The organism is Hahella sp. NBU794 (assembly GCF_050749805.1).
GTDB lineage: Bacteria > Pseudomonadota > Gammaproteobacteria > Pseudomonadales > Oleiphilaceae > Hahella.
The window spans coordinates 21,932-38,347 of record NZ_CP192738.1 but is presented as its reverse complement, the minus strand read 5'-3'; the positions used below and the strand labels follow the sequence as shown (position 1 = coordinate 38,347).

Annotated in this window: 12 protein-coding genes and 1 tRNA gene; 11 read left to right on the top strand and 2 right to left on the bottom strand. The window is 56.5% G+C overall.

Annotated features, from left to right (window positions below):
- From rsmB to ACQYWX_RS00150, 3 genes are read left to right on the top strand one after another with little or no spacing between them, the layout of a single operon-like run.
- Positions 1 to 1,344: a 16S rRNA (cytosine(967)-C(5))-methyltransferase RsmB gene (gene rsmB, locus ACQYWX_RS00160; RefSeq protein ID WP_431687471.1), complete on the top strand. Its 1,344-nt coding sequence runs from the start codon at positions 1 to 3 to the stop codon at positions 1,342 to 1,344.
- Position 1,345: 1 nt separating this feature from the next.
- The gene (gene trkA / locus ACQYWX_RS00155; protein ID WP_127967793.1) at positions 1,346 to 2,719 is read left to right on the top strand and encodes a Trk system potassium transporter TrkA; all 1,374 of its coding nucleotides are present in this window, start codon (positions 1,346 to 1,348) and stop codon (positions 2,717 to 2,719) included.
- A 33-nt stretch (positions 2,720 to 2,752) separates the two neighbouring features.
- Positions 2,753 to 4,201, top strand: a complete 1,449-nt coding sequence (locus ACQYWX_RS00150) for a TrkH family potassium uptake protein (protein WP_127967792.1) — start codon at positions 2,753 to 2,755, stop codon at positions 4,199 to 4,201.
- On the opposite strand, the gene ACQYWX_RS00145 is transcribed toward ACQYWX_RS00150, so the two are convergent.
- Positions 4,176 to 5,132: an alpha/beta fold hydrolase gene (locus ACQYWX_RS00145; RefSeq protein WP_431687470.1), complete on the bottom strand. Its 957-nt coding sequence runs from the start codon at positions 5,130 to 5,132 to the stop codon at positions 4,176 to 4,178. The two genes, ACQYWX_RS00150 and ACQYWX_RS00145, sit on opposite strands and share 26 nt — an antisense overlap.
- Positions 5,133 to 5,400: 268 nt before the next feature.
- Here ACQYWX_RS00145 and ACQYWX_RS00140 point away from each other — a divergent pair, with 268 nt between their 5' ends.
- Positions 5,401 to 7,065 carry a hypothetical protein gene (locus ACQYWX_RS00140; protein ID WP_431687469.1) on the top strand — a complete coding sequence of 555 codons (1,665 nt, stop codon included), beginning with the start codon at positions 5,401 to 5,403 and terminating at the stop codon, positions 7,063 to 7,065.
- Between the two features lie 23 nt (positions 7,066 to 7,088).
- On the opposite strand, the gene ACQYWX_RS00135 is transcribed toward ACQYWX_RS00140, so the two are convergent.
- Entirely contained in the window at positions 7,089 to 7,985 is an 897-nt protein-coding gene (locus ACQYWX_RS00135; RefSeq protein ID WP_431687468.1) for a lysophospholipid acyltransferase family protein, read from the bottom strand.
- Between the two features lie 230 nt (positions 7,986 to 8,215).
- Between ACQYWX_RS00135 and glyQ the strand changes: the two genes are divergently transcribed.
- The 7 genes from glyQ (at position 8,216) to ACQYWX_RS00100 (ending at position 16,404) form a co-directional block, all read left to right on the top strand.
- Positions 8,216 to 9,163 carry a glycine--tRNA ligase subunit alpha gene (glyQ, locus tag ACQYWX_RS00130; protein WP_431687467.1) on the top strand — a complete coding sequence of 316 codons (948 nt, stop codon included), beginning with the start codon at positions 8,216 to 8,218 and terminating at the stop codon, positions 9,161 to 9,163.
- Between the two features lie 4 nt (positions 9,164 to 9,167).
- Positions 9,168 to 11,243: a glycine--tRNA ligase subunit beta gene (gene glyS / locus ACQYWX_RS00125; protein ID WP_431687466.1), complete on the top strand. Its 2,076-nt coding sequence runs from the start codon at positions 9,168 to 9,170 to the stop codon at positions 11,241 to 11,243.
- Positions 11,244 to 11,262: 19 nt separating this feature from the next.
- Positions 11,263 to 11,838, top strand: a complete 576-nt coding sequence (gene gmhB, locus ACQYWX_RS00120; protein WP_431687465.1) for a D-glycero-beta-D-manno-heptose 1,7-bisphosphate 7-phosphatase — start codon at positions 11,263 to 11,265, stop codon at positions 11,836 to 11,838.
- A 51-nt stretch (positions 11,839 to 11,889) separates the two neighbouring features.
- Positions 11,890 to 11,966: transfer RNA gene (locus tag ACQYWX_RS00115), tRNA-Pro, on the top strand.
- A gap of 201 nt (positions 11,967 to 12,167) precedes the next feature.
- Positions 12,168 to 14,300 carry an SO2930 family diheme c-type cytochrome gene (locus tag ACQYWX_RS00110; RefSeq protein WP_431687464.1) on the top strand — a complete coding sequence of 711 codons (2,133 nt, stop codon included), beginning with the start codon at positions 12,168 to 12,170 and terminating at the stop codon, positions 14,298 to 14,300.
- Between the two features lie 91 nt (positions 14,301 to 14,391).
- Positions 14,392 to 15,948, top strand: coding sequence for a Na/Pi cotransporter family protein (locus ACQYWX_RS00105; protein ID WP_431687463.1), 1,557 nt, complete (start codon positions 14,392 to 14,394; stop codon positions 15,946 to 15,948).
- An 81-nt stretch (positions 15,949 to 16,029) separates the two neighbouring features.
- Positions 16,030 to 16,404, top strand: coding sequence for a hypothetical protein (locus ACQYWX_RS00100; RefSeq protein ID WP_431687462.1), 375 nt, complete (start codon positions 16,030 to 16,032; stop codon positions 16,402 to 16,404).
- The last annotated feature ends 12 nt before the right edge of the window (positions 16,405 to 16,416 follow it).

Genomic DNA, 16,416 nt, shown 5'->3' with positions numbered 1-16,416 from the left:
ATGAAGCGACGCAAAACTCTCAGCGCCCGCGCAGCGGCGGCCAAAACCCTGCGCGCAGTGGCGGAAGAAGGACGTTCTCTGTCCGCCGCAATGGCGCCGGCTCTGGAACAGGTCGAAGAAAATGACCGCAGTTTTCTGCAAGCGCTGTGCTATGGCGTTTGTCGACATTATCTGACCTTGGAGCATTGGCTGGGGCAGTTATTGCGTCAGCCCATCAAGGCCAAAGAACGGGATATTCATTTCCTGCTGCTCAGTGGTCTGCATCAATTGGCGTTTATGGATAAACCCGCTCACGTCAGCATCAATGAAACTGTTAACGTCACCAAGGAGCTCAACAAGCTCTGGGCCACCAAGTTGGTCAACGGCGTACTCCGCAGCTTTCAACGCCGTAAGGACGAATTGCTGGCGCACAGCGAAGCGGACCTCAGTCTCCGCTACGCGATGCCACAGTGGCTATTGGACAAACTGGCCGCCGCCTATCCTCAACAACTTGACGAGTTGCTTGCCGCCAGTAACGCCCAGGCCCCGCTGACGCTGCGAGTCAACTTACAGAAAAACCGGCGGGAAGGCTATCTGGAGCAATTGCGTCAGGCGGAAGTGGACGCCCACCTCTGTGAATGGGTGGAAACCGGAATCCAGTGCGAACAGGCAGTGGATGTATGCCGCCTGCCGGGATTCTTCGACGCCGGTTTGTGCTCTGTACAAGACGAAGCGGCGCAACTCAGCGCCGCCCTGATAGACCCTCAGCCCAACGAGCGGGTGCTTGACGCCTGCTGCGCGCCGGGAGGCAAAACCGCTGCGCTGTTGGAGCGTTGTCCTGACATTTCCGTGACCGCCGTAGATGTAGACCCCGAACGCCAACTTCGTACTCGCGACACGCTGCAGCGCCTGCAGTTGGACGCGGAGGTGCGCACAGCGGATGTCGGCGACCTGCAACAATGGTGGGATGGGACGCCATTCGATCGCATCCTGCTCGACGCCCCGTGCAGCGCGACGGGTGTGATACGCCGTCATCCAGACATCAAGCTGCTGCGCCGCAGTGAAGATATTCCCCAGCTTGCAACGCTGCAACTAAAGCTGCTGCGAACTTTATGGACTACCCTGAAGCCTGGGGGCCTATTAGTCTATGCGACCTGTTCTATTCTTAAAGAAGAGAATGAGCATATAATTGAACGCTTTATCGCCGACGCTACGGACGCGGAGGTCTTACCGATTGAAGGGAAATATGGAATTCAGTCGTCTTTCGGAGTGCAGCTTTTGCCGGTAACCGGCGGCCATGACGGCTTTTTCTACGCCAGATTGCGGAAACAACCAACTCTGAAAGTCTCAGCTGTGGACGCTTAGCATGAAAATCATAATTCTTGGCGCCGGCCAAGTTGGGGGAACCCTCGCGGAAAACCTGGCCAGCGAGGCGAATGACATCACTGTAGTGGACTCCAATCCCCAGCGCCTGCGCTCATTGCAGGACCGGCTGGATATCCGCACCGTGCAGGGACAGGCTTCTTATCCCAACATTCTGAAACAGGCGGGGGCGGACGACGCAGATATGCTGATCGCCGTCACCAACAGCGATGAAGTCAATATGGTGGCCTGTCAGGTCGCCTTCACGTTGTTCAAGACGCCGACCAAAATCAGCCGGGTGCGCACTTCCGCATACCTCACCAAAAAAGGCCTGTTCAACACTGAAGCCTTTCCCATTGACGTCATTATCAGCCCGGAGCAGGTAGTAACCGAGCACATCACCCGCCTGATTGAGAATCCCGGCGCCTTGCAGGTGTTGGATTTCTCTAAAGGACTGGTGCGACTGGTGGGCATCAAAGCCACCAAAGGCGGCCCCTTGATCGGCCATGAATTGGCCTACCTGCGCCAGCATCTGCCGCATATCGATACCCGCGTCGCGGCCATATATCGCAAGGACAGAGCCATTATTCCTCAGGGCGATACGGTCATTGAGGAAAATGACGAGGTCTTCTTCATCGCCGCGCGGGATAACATCCGCAAGGTCATGAGTGAACTGCAGCCGCTGGAGAAGCCGTATCGTCGCATCATGATCGCCGGTGGCGGCAATATCGGGGCGCGGCTGGCGGAAACACTGGAGGGGCGCTACCAGGTCAAACTAATTGAGCACAACCAGGACCGTTGCATCCAGCTCTCCGAAGAGCTGAACAAGACCATCGTGCTACACGGCAATGCGGCCTACAAGGAGCTGCTGCTGGAAGAAAATATCGAAGACACGGATGTTTTCTGCGCCGTCACCAACGACGACGAGGCCAACATTATGGCCTCCATGCTGGCCAAGCGGCTTGGCGTGCGTAAGGTGATGACCTTGATTAACAACCCGGATTACGTCGACCTGATTCAAGGCGGCGAAATCGACGTCGCTATCTCGCCGCAGCAAACCACCATCGGCAGTTTGCTTACGCACGTAAGAAGAGGCGACGTAGTAAGCGCACACTCACTGCGACGCGGAGCGGCTGAAACCATTGAGGCGATCGCTCACGGCGACCATCGCTCCTCCAAAGTGGTGGGCAAGCGGCTGGATGAAATTTCGTTGCCCGCAGGCTCTACTATCGGCGCCATTGTAAGACGGGGCGAAGTACTGATCGCTCACGACCATCTGCGCATCCAGCCGGATGACCACGTCATCCTGTTCGTGGTGGATAAACGCAGAATCGCCGAAGTTGAGCGCCTGTTCCAGGTGGGACTCGCATTCTTTTAACGCATATACCAAAAATAAGCGCACAACAGATCAATGCATTATTCGGCGATAGCTAAAATTCTGGGCGTCCTGCTGATGTTGTTCAGCACCACCATGATCCCTCCCATCGTGGTGTCGCTGATCTACGAAGACGGCCATATGCAGCCTTTCCTTACCGCCATGTGCGGTATTTTTCTGACCGGACTCCTGGTATGGCTGCCTGTATTTCGCCAAACCAGTGAACTGCGCATACGCGACGGCTTCGTGGTCACGGTGTTGTTTTGGGTAGTGCTCAGCCTGAGCGGGGCGGTGCCTCTTTATCTCAGCGAACACCCTCATCTCAGTCTGGTCGACGCTATTTTTGAATCGGTATCCGGCCTGACCACCACCGGCGCCACCGTGATGACCGGTATCGACATACTCCCCAAATCCATCCTCTGGTATCGGCAGCAACTACAGTGGCTGGGCGGCATGGGAATTATCGTATTGGCGGTGGCGATCCTGCCGATGCTGGGCATTGGCGGCATGCAGCTATACCGGGCGGAAGCGCCGGGACCAGTAAAAGACAACAAACTCACCCCCAGAATCACCGAGACCGCAAAGGCCTTATGGTACATCTACGTCTCACTGACGGCGCTGTGCGCACTGTTGTACTGGTGGGCGGGCATGGATGCATTCGACGCTATCGGACACAGCTTCGCCACCATCGCCATCGGCGGTTTCTCCACCCATGACGCCTCCATCGGCTACTTCAACAGCCCGCTGATTGAAATCATCTGCATCGTTTTCATGTTCCTGGCCGGGATCAATTTCGCCATGCACTTTTTCGCCTGGCGTCGCCGCTCAGTACTGGTCTATCTGAAAGATCCAGAGGTCGTGTTTTATTCGCTGATTCTGTTGAGCGTCTCCATCGTCACCGTCGGCGTATTGATTGGCACTTCCACCTACGATCCCTTCACCGCCATTATCCGCGGCGTGTTTGAAGTGGTCAGCGTGGCGACCACCACCGGTTTCGCCACCGCGGACTTCGCCCATTGGCCGCACCTGTTGCCGTTCCTACTGTTCGTCGTCGCCTTTATCGGCGGTTGCGCCGGCTCAACAGGGGGCGGCATGAAAGTCATCCGGGTACTGCTGATTTATAAACAAGGTATGCGGGAAGTGAAGCGCATCGTACACCCCAATGCCGTACTGCAAGTAAAACTGGGGCGCAAGCCGGTGCCGGACCGGGTGCTAGAGGCGGTATGGGGTTTCTTCTCGGTTTACATGTTCATGTTTGTGTTCATGTTGATGGGCCTGCTCGCCACCGGGCTGGACCAGGTCACCGCCTGGTCCGCCGTCGGCGCCTGCATCAATAATCTTGGACCAGGTTTAGGTGGCGTGGCGTTGCATTACGGCGAGCTGAATGAGCCCGCCAAGTGGATACTGTGCTTCGCCATGCTGCTGGGTCGTCTTGAAGTGTTTACGCTGCTGATTCTGTTTACGCCTGCTTTCTGGCGTCGCTAGTCTCAGGCGCCACTAAATGACGCCGGATGGCGGACATCAGTTCACGCTGAAAGTCCGCCTCCAACGGAAACATATGGCCGGCGTCGGTGATCATACGCAAATCCGCCAACGGCAGGTTATCCGCCAGATGTTGAGCAAACCGCCAGGGAACGAAGCGGTCTTTCACCCCCTGATAAATATGAGTCGGCAAACGGATTTCTGATAAAGAAAAACCCCAGTGTCGATACTGCGCCAGCAAATCCAACATCACACCTTGTACGCCCTGGTTAAAAGCTTCATGTTGATTGTCCATGAAACGCTCCAAGATGCCTGCATCGCGCAACAAGGCCAGGTCCTGCTCCGTACTCGAGCTTTCAATAAACTTCAGATACAACTTGGGGCTGTATCGCTCCGTCAGCCTCAGCAGGGATAATAAAGTACGAAACAACCCCGTGCTGACTTCAGCAATCTTCGGACCGCGCTGCTCATTACGCCAGAGCAGATCTTTGGCCGCGCTCATTTCTCCAAAATTGGTATAGCTGGCCATGACTGCGACAAAGGCGATGCGTTTGGGGATCTCAAAGGCGCAGGTCAAAGCATAGGCGCCGCCACTGGACCAGCCCGCCACCGCGAACTGATCAATCCCTAGCGCACCGGCGACGGCGCTGACGTCTCTGGGATAATCCAGCAACGTGTAATTGTCCGCCAGGGAAGATGCGCCCATGCCCGGACGATCAACGACAATCCAGCGCAACCCGGCGGCGCGCGCCGCGTCATGAAAAAAAGCGCCTTCCAAACGCGAGCCGGGCGCGCCGTGAGCGTAAAAAACCGGCGCTCCAGCGGGGTCGCCCCATTCGCCATAGGCGAGGGTTCGCTGGCCGGGGAGTTGCAACAGGTTGAGCGCGCCTGTTGCGGGAAGGGGGGATACATTCCTTCGCCAAGGCATGTTCATGGATGCCTTACCTCTCTACTTCTTCCAACTACTTAAGCAACAGCGTCCGGGATCGCCGGTCGCTTCCAAACCCTGAATGCGGATCGCATCACAAAATATAGCAAAGGGCTTCATATTGTCTAACCAGCAGGCTGTCAGGGCTATGAGCAACACGCCAGAACCAAGGCTGGTTCAAATTTTCACGGCGAAAATTACTGTAAATTTATGTGTTTGTTAGTTATTGCACGTTAACAAACCAATAAAAATAGCGGCGTCATGCGAGGCAGGTATGGATAAACTCCAGCGCAACATTCTGTTGTCTTTGTGCTTAAGTTCCCTCGCGCTGGGGGGCTGTGGGGGTAGTGAAAAGAAAGATGAGTCCAGTCCGCCAGTGGTGGTGGAACCGCCGGATGTCATTGTAGAGGAGCCTCAAGAACCTTTTCCTGTCACCAAGAACCTGTTTTTCTCAGGGCTGCAAAACCCTGGTGAGGATACGGAAAAGAACTTCGCATTCCGCTATGACATCGCCGCCGGCAGCGTATACCGGCAAAGTCCCAGTCAACCGACCTCCACCCTGGCTCCGGTAATTCCGCTGGGGAAAAGCCGCGCCAGCGCAGGCTATATGCTGATGATCGAGTCTGGAAAACTATTCCTGGGGAAACCTGATCAATCCTCCCTGACCCAGGTCAGTACACTCGCCTCCACCGTCTGCGCCGCCGCCGTCCTGCCGGAAGGTCTGGGTTACGGTAAGTCTAAAATCACCGTGCGTACGCCAGGCGTAGACGCCACATGCGCCAATGAGGACGACGCCTACTTCAAAATTCCACTCAATGCTGCGGTCACTGACGCGCCCGGCAATGGCGCCGCTAACGACCTCAACCTGACGCCTTTCTGGAAACCCAACTGGGCGTTGGCGGGTTACCTGCGGTCCACGGCCGATTCCCTGGAGATACTGGACGCGCAAGGCGCTCTGGCGCGTAGCATCGACGGGCTGACAAGCGCTGACTTCGATTACGCCTTCACCACCGGCGAACTGGATATGTTACTGACCACAGACAGCCAGGTCTTCGCCAATAGCGGCGCCGAACTACTGGATACAGGCATGGCGTTGACGGCGCTGACCACTATCGACGCCAATGTCATGGACCCTGCAAAAACGGTCGTAGACGGCGACACTGTATACCTGATTGATGGCGCCCTGGTGCGCAAAATCGCTCTGGAAGGCGGCGCCAATGACGTCTTGCATGACTTCACCAGTGAGGGCTCTATTACTGGTCGTCTGGCGCAAACAACGAATTATCTGGTTATCGCTGTGGATAATGTACGTTTGTATTTGGTGGATAAAGTGACAGGGGAGTCGCGGGAAATCATTAATCCTATCAGCGGCGATTACCTGACCGGCGCTTCTCGCATCTACGCTAACTATCAAGACGCCAGCAACGCCAGCGCCTATCTGGTGAATCTGGATATGGCTGCAACCGCCTGCCCAGGCGATCACTGCGCCGTCACGGAAAACGCCCATTGGCTTTACTTCCAGACCTTCAAGGAAGTAGGGATCGGCTACGCGCCAGTGCTGATGACGGGAGAAGAAACCCCAGACCCGAATCCGGACGACTCCGTCGACAGTTATGTGCCCGCCTTCGAAAGCGGTTACTACAACCGCCCGGTTTTTAATTCGTACAACCTGAATGAAGGCTTGCCTGTGCTTAATCTTGGCCGCCTGAACGGTCAGAACAAACTTATCCAGACAGGTGTTGTGGAGCAAACGCACGGCCTGTTCACCATGGAGAACAATCCAGACAACGGCGATGAACTCGCTGACGTGATTTACTTCAATCTGTCTCTGGCAAGCTCTTTGAAAAATATCAGCCGCTCTGGCTCAATCGATGAAAAAGTGCTGCGGGAAAGCGACCTGTCCCAGCGCTCGCCACTGCGGACCGGCAACCGCTTTTAAGGGTTTCCGGTCCGTTGGGGCATTCAATCGTAGAAATGGCGTTCGCCGTCCGGACGCCGTTTGAACCGCTTATACTCCCATTGATACTGCTCCGGCGTCTCCCGCACGCAGGCCTCCACCGTGGCGTTCAATGCAGCGGCGGAGGTTTCCAGATCTTCGGAGTAGATATCCGCAGCCACTGACCGCACCGTCATCACAAAACCTTCTCCTTCCGGTAAACGCTTGGCGTAGACGCAAAGCACTTTGGCGTCGGTGCGTTCAATCAGTTTGGAGACCAGCTTGATAGTATTGGCGGGAATGCCGAAGAAAGGGGCGAATACGCCACCGCTGAGCTCCGGTTCCTGGTCGGGAAGAATGCCGATTACGCCTTGCTCCCGCAAAATATGGAACAAACGCATGACGCCGCGCTTATTGGCGGGAACAAGCTCTGAGCCATTGCGCTCGCGCACTGCGCGCATATAGTCGTCCAGTTCCTCGATTTTAGGCGGCTGATAAAGCGCCGCCATGGAGTAACGCGCAGCGAAAAACAACCCCGCCACTTCCCAGTTGCCCAGGTGCGGAGCCAGCAGAATCAACCCTTTGCCGGCGTCTTCAGCTTCTTTGATGAGGTGCTCGCCATCAATGGATTTGATCAAAGACAGCGTCTTCTCTGCGGGCCATTCCCACACCGCGCCAGTTTCAAACGCCACCTTACCGGTTTCGCGCATACTGGCGGCGCCCAACGCATTGATTTCAGAAGCGCTTTTTTCAGGGAAACAACGTTGCAGATTGGTGCGCGTCACCCGCGCCGGGCCGGCGTTGCAGCGCCAGGTCAAGGCGCCCAGCCAACCGCCCAATCGCTGCGCCCAGCGCAGAGACAGTTTGGAAACCAGGCGAATCAGAAAGATGATCAGCGTGGCGATGAGTTTGGATTTGTTCAAGAGATACCTGTGAATTCGGGGCGTACGTCACCTTAAACTGGCGTCAGATAGCGTCTTTTTTCCGCAGAAACAGCAATTTTCGCGTAATTTCGCGGCTATATCCTATGGCTATCTGCAATCGGCGCGCACACGTAGTATAATTTGCCGCTTTATTCTACAGGCCGGCGACGTCCTGACAAGTAAGCGCCTGCGGCTAAAGAACCAAACATGCACAGCAAGTGGTGTAAACCGTGACTGATACAAACAAGCCAGATGTAAAAACCTTTCAGGGATTAATCCGAACTCTCCAAGACTATTGGGCTCGTCAGGGCTGCGTCATATTGCAGCCGCTGGACATGGAGGTAGGGGCAGGCACCTTTCACCCGGCCACGTTTTTACGCGCTATCGGTCCGGAAACCTGGAACGCCGCCTATGTTCAGCCCAGCCGCCGTCCCACTGACGGCCGCTACGGCGAAAATCCCAACCGCCTGCAGCATTACTACCAATATCAGGTAGTGCTGAAGCCTTCTCCCGATAATATTCAAGAGCTGTATCTGGGCTCTCTGCGGGAAATGGGCATTGATCCCCTGGTTCACGACATCCGCTTCGTGGAGGATAACTGGGAATCCCCGACACTGGGCGCCTGGGGACTGGGTTGGGAAGTCTGGCTGAACGGCATGGAAGTAACCCAGTTCACTTACTTCCAGCAGGTGGGCGGTCTGGAATGTTATCCCGTGACCGGCGAAATCACCTATGGTCTGGAGCGGATCGCCATGTATCTGCAGGGCGTCGACAGCGTATACGACCTGATCTGGACCCATGGCCCGCAAGGCCCGGTCACTTACGGCGATGTGTTTCACCAAAATGAAGTGGAGATGTCCACTTACAACTTTGAAGAAGCAGACACCACCGAACTGTTCCATCACTTCGACACTTACGAGCGCGAGAGCAAGCGTCTGATCGAAAAAGGCCTGCCGCTGCCCGCTTATGAAATGGCGTTGAAGGCGTCGCATACATTTAACCTGCTGGACGCACGGCACGCGATTTCAGTCACTGAAAGACAGCGTTTCATCCTGCGCGTGCGCGGCCTCGCCAAAGATGTGGCGCAAGCCTACTTTGACCGCCGCAAACAATTGGGCTTCCCATTGGCCGAAGCCTCTATCCGTGACGAAGTGCTAGCCAGCGAAGGGGAGAAGTAAGTCAATGAACCACCAGGATTTTTTAGTAGAAATCGGCGCTGAAGAACTGCCGCCGAAAGCCTTGCGTCAATTGGCGGACGCCTTCGCACAAGGCATTCGCCAGCGTCTGGAAAAAGCGCAGTTGTCCTTCTCTGACCTGACATGGTACGCCGCCCCAAGACGTCTGGCGGTGCATGTTTCAGGACTGGCGGAAAAGCAGCCGGATCTGGAAGTGGAAAAACGCGGCCCCGCTCTGCAAGCAGCATTCGACGCCGCCGGCGCGCCCACCAAGGCCTGTGAAGGTTTCGCCCGTTCCTGCGGAACCACGCCGGACAAACTGGAGAAACTGGAAACGGACAAAGGCGTATGGCTGGTGTTTCGCAGCAAACAGTCCGGCGCGCCAACCACCGGCCTGTTGCCGGCCATCGTTGAAGAATCACTGGCGGCGCTGCCAATTCCCAAGCGCATGCGTTGGGGCGCACGCCGCACGGAATTCGTGCGTCCCGTGCATTGGATCATCATGCTGTTCGGCGAAAAAGTTATCGACTGCGAAATTCTGGGTTTGAAAGCGGGCAATACCACGTTGGGCCACCGTTTCCACCACCCCGCGCCTATCGAGGTCGCCACGCCCGCCAATTACAAAGAGGCGTTGAAAGCCGGCTATGTCATGGCGGACTTTGAAGAGCGCATAGCGCTGATCAGACAACAAGTGGAAGCCATCGCCAAGCAAACTTCCGGCGTCGCCGTTATCGACGAAGCGCTATTGGAAGAAGTCGCCAGCTTGAACGAATGGCCAACCGCGTTAATGGGACGCTTTGAGGATCGCTTCCTTGAAGTGCCGGCGGAGGCCTTGATCTCCACGATGAAAGGCAACCAGAAATACTTCCACGTGGTGGATGCGGAAGGCCGCATGCTGCCTTACTTCATCACCGTAGCCAATATTGAAAGCAAAGACCCGCAACAGGTTATCGACGGTAACGAGCGAGTCATCCGCCCCCGTCTCAGCGATGCGGCGTTTTTCTTCTCCACGGATAAGAAACGCACCCTGGCGAGTCGCCTGGAAGACCTGAAACCCATCGTATTCCAGCAGCAGTTGGGAACGGTGTACGACAAGGCCATTCGCGTCGGCAAGCTGGCGGCGAAAATCGCGGCGAAGATCGAAAGCAATCCTGAATGGGCGCAGCGTGCAGGCGAACTCAGCAAGACCGATCTGGCGACGGAAATGGTCATGGAATTCCCCGAGCTGCAGGGAACCATGGGCCGTTATTACGCCGCTATCGACGGTGAGCCGGAAGAAGTCTCCCTGGCCCAGGAAGAACAGTACCTGCCTCGTTTCGCCGGCGATCAGCTGCCAACAACCTTGACCGGCTGCGCGGTATCCCTGGCGGATAAACTGGACACCATCGTCGGTATTTTCGGCATCAATCAACCGCCAACTGGCGCCAAAGACCCGTTCGGTCTGCGTCGCGCCGCCTTGGGCGTACTGCGGATTCTGGTGGAGAAAAAGCTGGATCTGGACCTTACCGAGTGCGTGCAATGGGCGCAGGAACTGCACGGCGATCTGCCGGCGGAAAACCTGGAAACGGCTGTGGTTGACTACATGCTGGATCGTTTCCGCGCTTGGTACGAAGAAGCCGGCGTGCCTACTGAAGTATTCCTGAGCGTGCTGGCTCGTCGTCCCACCAAACCAGTGGAGTTCGATCAACGCGTGCTGGCGGTGGCGGAGTTCCTGAAGCTCGACGCAGCGCAGGCATTGGCGGCGGCGAACAAGCGGGTATCCAATATCCTCAGCAAAGAGCAGGTGGAAATCTCCGCAGAGTCGGCGAATCCAGAGCTGTTCACCGAGGAAGCGGAGAAGAACCTGTTCCGCGCTTTGCAGGAGAAATCCGAGTCCACGCGTCCGTTTATCGAACAACGCAATTTCACCCAGGCGCTGCAGCAATTGGCGGAATTGAAAGACGTCATCGACCTGTTCTTCGACAAGGTCATGGTAATGGTGGATGATCCAGCTATTCGCAGCAACCGTATGACGCTGCTGGCCAGCCTGCGTCACGTGTTCCTGCAGGTGGCGGATATCTCCTTACTGCAAAACAAAGCGTAAACCACACAGGGAAGAGCGGGTGAGCATCAATACACTGCTGATATTGGACCGGGACGGCGTCATCAACGAAGACTCCGACGACTACATCAAGTCGGAACAGGAATGGCGGCCGATTCCGGGCAGTATTGAAGCTATCGCGGCCTTATCCGCTGCGGGCTTCACCGTCGCCGTCGCCACCAACCAAAGCGGTCTGGGACGCGGCTATTTCGATGAAGCCGAGCTGGGCAGGATGCACGCCAAATTGCTCAATCTGGTCGCGCAGCATGGCGGCGCCATCGCCGCCATCGCCTTCTGTCCCCATGTGCCGGACGATCAATGCGATTGTCGCAAACCCAAGCCCGGCCTGGTGCGCAGAATTGAAGAAGAAACCGGCATGTCCGCCGCTGACGCCTGGTTTGTCGGCGACAACGTCGGCGATATCGGCGCCGCCCGCGCTGCAGGTTGCCAGCCTGTGCTGGTGAAAACCGGCAAAGGCGAGCGCACCCTGGTCAAACTCGCGCCTGAAGAACTGGACGGCGTCCCCGTTTTTACCAACTTGGCGGACTTCGCCAACTATGCCATCACAAAGCTCAAAGAGAGCCATTCAGAGAGCTAAACGAAGCTTGATTTTAACCGCCGCATTATCTATGTTATGCGGCACAGTTTACGGCGTGTAGCGCAGCCTGGTAGCGCACTTCGTTCGGGACGAAGGGGTCGGAGGTTCGAATCCTCTCACGCCGACCATGTACACATCCCAACCCATTGTTTACTTCCCATCTCTAACATAATCCCCGTTCGCCCTGAGCCTGTCGAAGGGCCTTCCAGAGCATTCACAGAATCCAGATCACCCCCCCCCCCCAAATTCCCCCTCATAATCGGCCAAATTCCATACTGATTCCCCTGGTGGTATGCGTTACGCTTAATACAGCGCCGGAGGAGGAATGCATGATGCTGCGTGTTCTACTTGTCTCTGCTTTAGTTCTGGTTATGACGGGTTGCGGATCTGGCGGTTCAGACCAGAGCGAGGATACCCCGGTGGGCTTGTCTGAGCGACCGGATAATACGACTTGTCTGGCGTTCGACAGTAGCGGCTCCAGCGCCATCAAACTTACCCCCATTGCACAGGATATGGACTTCTCCAGCCCGATTCTGATGCTGCCCCATCCCAGCCTGACTAATATTTTTTATGTCGTGCAGCAACGGGGACGGGTTTACCGGGTGAACCTCAACGACAACACCCGCACCACGCTGATTGACCTCTCCGAGCACTACAATCTCAGTACTTGCGGCGAGTGCGGGTTACTCGGCATGGCATTTCACCCGAACTTCGCCGAAAACGGCTATCTCTATTTTTCCTTCACGGAAAACGTCTCAGGTATGACCTCCTTTGTGGCCCGATTCGAAAGCGCGGACAACGGTCAATCTCTACGCTCCGATAGCGGCGGCGATCTGCTGCGGGACAATCTAATTGAAGTCAGCCAACCCTATTCCAACCATAACGGCGGCCACATCGCTTTCGGTCCAGACAATTTGCTGTATTACGGCCTGGGTGACGGCGGCTCCGGCAACGATCCCGACAATAATGGTCAGACCGTTTCCACACTACTAGGCTCCATGTTGCGCCTGAATGACGATGGCTCTCCCGCTTCCGGTAATAACGTGCCCGGCGCGCTACCGGAAATCTACGCGTACGGTCTGCGCAATCCCTGGCGCTGGAGTTTTGATCGGGACACTGGCGACTTATGGTTGGGCGATGTCGGCCAGGGTCAGTATGAAGAGGTGGATATCATCACCTCTGGCGGTAACTACGGTTGGCGCTGTTACGAAGGCATGCACCGCACCGGTAACAGCTGCACAAGCACTGGCCCTTATATAGCGCCAGTGGCGGAATACGACCATTCCGAGGGCATCTCCATCACTGGGGGTTATGTCTATCGCGGCGACGCCATTCCTGGTCTTAAAGGCGTCTATGTGTTTGCCGACTTCGGTTCGGGAATCCTTTGGGGATTGAGAGCCAATGGCAGCGGCGGCTATGACCGGGAGACCCTGCTGGAAAGCGGCCGCAACGTCGCGTCTTTCGCAGAAGGAGCGGATGGGGAGCTCTACGTGGTCACTTTTTCCGGCCTCTTTCGCATTGATCCGGACACCTCAAGCGGAGACTCTGATAACGTCCCAGAGTTATTATCGCAAACCGGCTGCGTCAATCCCGATAATCCCACGCAACCTGCATCCGGGCTCATTCCCTACACCGTCATTGAGCCGTTCTGGTCCGATGGCGCAGACAAACAACGTTTTTTCGCGCTGCCCAATAATACCTATATTGACGTCAATGCAGCGGGAGACTTTCTGTTTCCCGACGGCTCCGTGCTGGTCAAACACTTCTACCTCAACGGCGCCATTATCGAAACCCGCCTATTCATGAAACGGGCGGAAGGTGACTGGCGCGGCTACAGTTATCAGTGGAATGAGACGAAAACAGACGCCACGCTGGTCGCGGAAGGCAAGGACGTGGATTACAGCGGACAAACCTGGCGCTTTCCCGGTTCAGGCGAATGCGCTCAATGCCACACGAGCGCCGCGGGTTTCAGCCTGGGTTTGGAGACTATGCAGTTGAACCGGGAGCTGATCTATCCGCAAAGCCGCATACGCGCCAACCAGCTGCAGACTCTGGCGCGTATCAACGTCTTCTCAGCGCCACTGAGCGACGCGCATCTGGCCAACGCGCTTCCCGTCAGCAGTAATGACAACGCCCCGCTGGAACGACGGGCCCGTGCTTATCTGCACAGTAACTGCGCCAATTGCCATCAACCCGGCGGCACGTCGCAGAGCACGATGGACCTACGCTTTTCGACAGCGCTGTCTTCGACCCAGGCCTGCGACCAGGAGCCATTGAACGGCGATATCGGCGTCGACAATGCGAAGCTGATCTCTCCGGGAGACGCATCCATGTCGCTGATTTATCTGCGTATGACCCACCCTGGCGAATACCGGATGCCGCCGCTGGCGAGTCATCAAGTCGATACGGAAGGCGGCGTCCTGATTCAAGACTGGATCAACAGCCTGACTTCATGCGACTGAGCTTTATGGCCATCTATATTGATTAACGAACAGGCGGACACGACTTTTGTCCGCCGCATAAATAAAACACGTAGTAGGGGAGAAATAAGGAATGCTCGCGCATTTTTTGGGAGGCGTCGGCCTGTTTTTGCTGGGAATGACCTTGTTGACGGACGGCCTCAAACTCGCCGCCGGTCCCGCGCTGGAGGTCATGCTCAGTCGCTGGACATCAACACGTTCGCGAGCCCTTGCCAGCGGCGTGGCCATCACGGCCCTGGTGCAGTCTTCCAGCGCCGTCACGGTCGCGACCCTGGGTTTCGTTAACGCGGGTCTCTTGATGTTTGAACACGCCACCTGGGTCATTTTCGGCAGTAATGTCGGCACCACATTGACCGCCTGGCTGGTGGCGCTACTGGGCTTCAGTATTAAAATCGACGCTTACGCTTTGCCGTTAATCGGCATCGGCGCCTTCATTCATCTCGGCGGTCGCAGCCCCCGTCTGAAAGCCGCAGGAACCGCCATCGCCGGCTTCGGCTTGCTGTTCCTGGGCATCGACGCCATGAAGTCCGCCTTTGAAGGATTGGGCGCTAATTTTACGGATAACCTCAACTTTGGAGACAACCTCTCTCTGCTATGGATGGTGGTGGTCGGCATCGTGCTGACCGTGCTGATGCAATCCTCCAGCGCCGCTATCGCCATTATTCTGACCGCCATCGCAGGCAAGATGCTGCCCTTGGAAGCGGGAGCGGCGGCGGTAATTGGGGCGAATATCGGCACCACTTCCACCGCCATTCTGGCCTCCTTCGGCGCCACCGCCAACGCGAAACGTCTGTCCTTGGCGCATGTGTTATTCAACCTCATCACCGGCGCAGCCGCCCTGGCGATGCTGCCTTTGTTTCTGTGGGCGCTGGGGGCGCTTAGCGGCATGCGCCAGGACCTGAATAACCCTGCAGTTTTGCTGGCGGCCTTCCATACTGTTTTCAACCTGTTGGGCGTCGCTCTGATGTGGCCGTTGGGGACGCCAATGACCGCGTGGTTGAAAACCCGCTTTCAGAAAGGCGGCAAAGTGCTCTCCCTGCAACACCTTGATAAGAGCGCCATCGTGGTGCCGGATGTCGCCATTCACGCCGTCGTCATGGAGCTGGAGCGTTTTCAGGGGCTGCTGTCCGCCCATATCCAGAATTCGCTGCTCAACCCCGGCGACCACCGCACGCTGGAAACCCGTCGCGAACTGAGAGAGCTGTTGGATGAACTCAACCAGCACATCACTAATATTCTGCATCAGCCGCTAAGACTGCCGCTGACGCAACAGCTGCCTCAGTGCCTGCAAGTGATTCAATACGCCTATAATCTCCTGGAGACGCTGGATGAAGTAGAGCAGGAACCATCGCTGGATCGCTCTCTGACCGCCCCTATGAACGATTGGCTGAATCTGTATTGCCATCCCTCCATTGTGACGGAAACGGCGCAGGAAGGCGCTGACAGCGCGGCTCAGGCGGAACTCTCATATCGTGAGGCCAAGCAGAGATTGCTGGACGACGCGCTGGAGAAAACGCTCAAGTTAACTACGATGAATCAGGCTCTACAGCGATTGAGCCTGTATAAGCGGATGCAGGAGCAGATGTTAAAAGCCGCCCGCTTGGTGGCGGGCCTGAAACCCGGGACTTAATGGACGTCCCGGCTTGACAGTCCGCTTCGGCTCAGAGTTAAATGATAATCATTATCAATTAATAAACTTAACATCCGATTCATGACAGGGACACTTCACGGCTTCGACACACAAGAGCCGGCGATCCGCGAACTACGCCGCAAGATCCGCTACGCCACAGAAGCGGACAATCCGCAGTTACTGCCCTTGTGGCTGTCGATGGAAGAAACCCTGACGCCCGCCTGCGCCGCCAGTCGCTGGCGGTTGTACGCCGCAGAGTTCCGGCTCTTGTTGGACACGCTTGCGGACGATCTGATTCCCGGCCACTGGCGAACGCTGTGCATGGATCAGATTTATCGCCCCCTGGCGGCGCTGAGCCGCATCGCCGATGGCGAGTCCCGCCGCCGCCAGCTAAATGAGTTCCTCTACGAACTCAGAACCACCAGCCATTTCTTTCAAGCCAGCCTGACCGGCTGAAACACTCAGGAG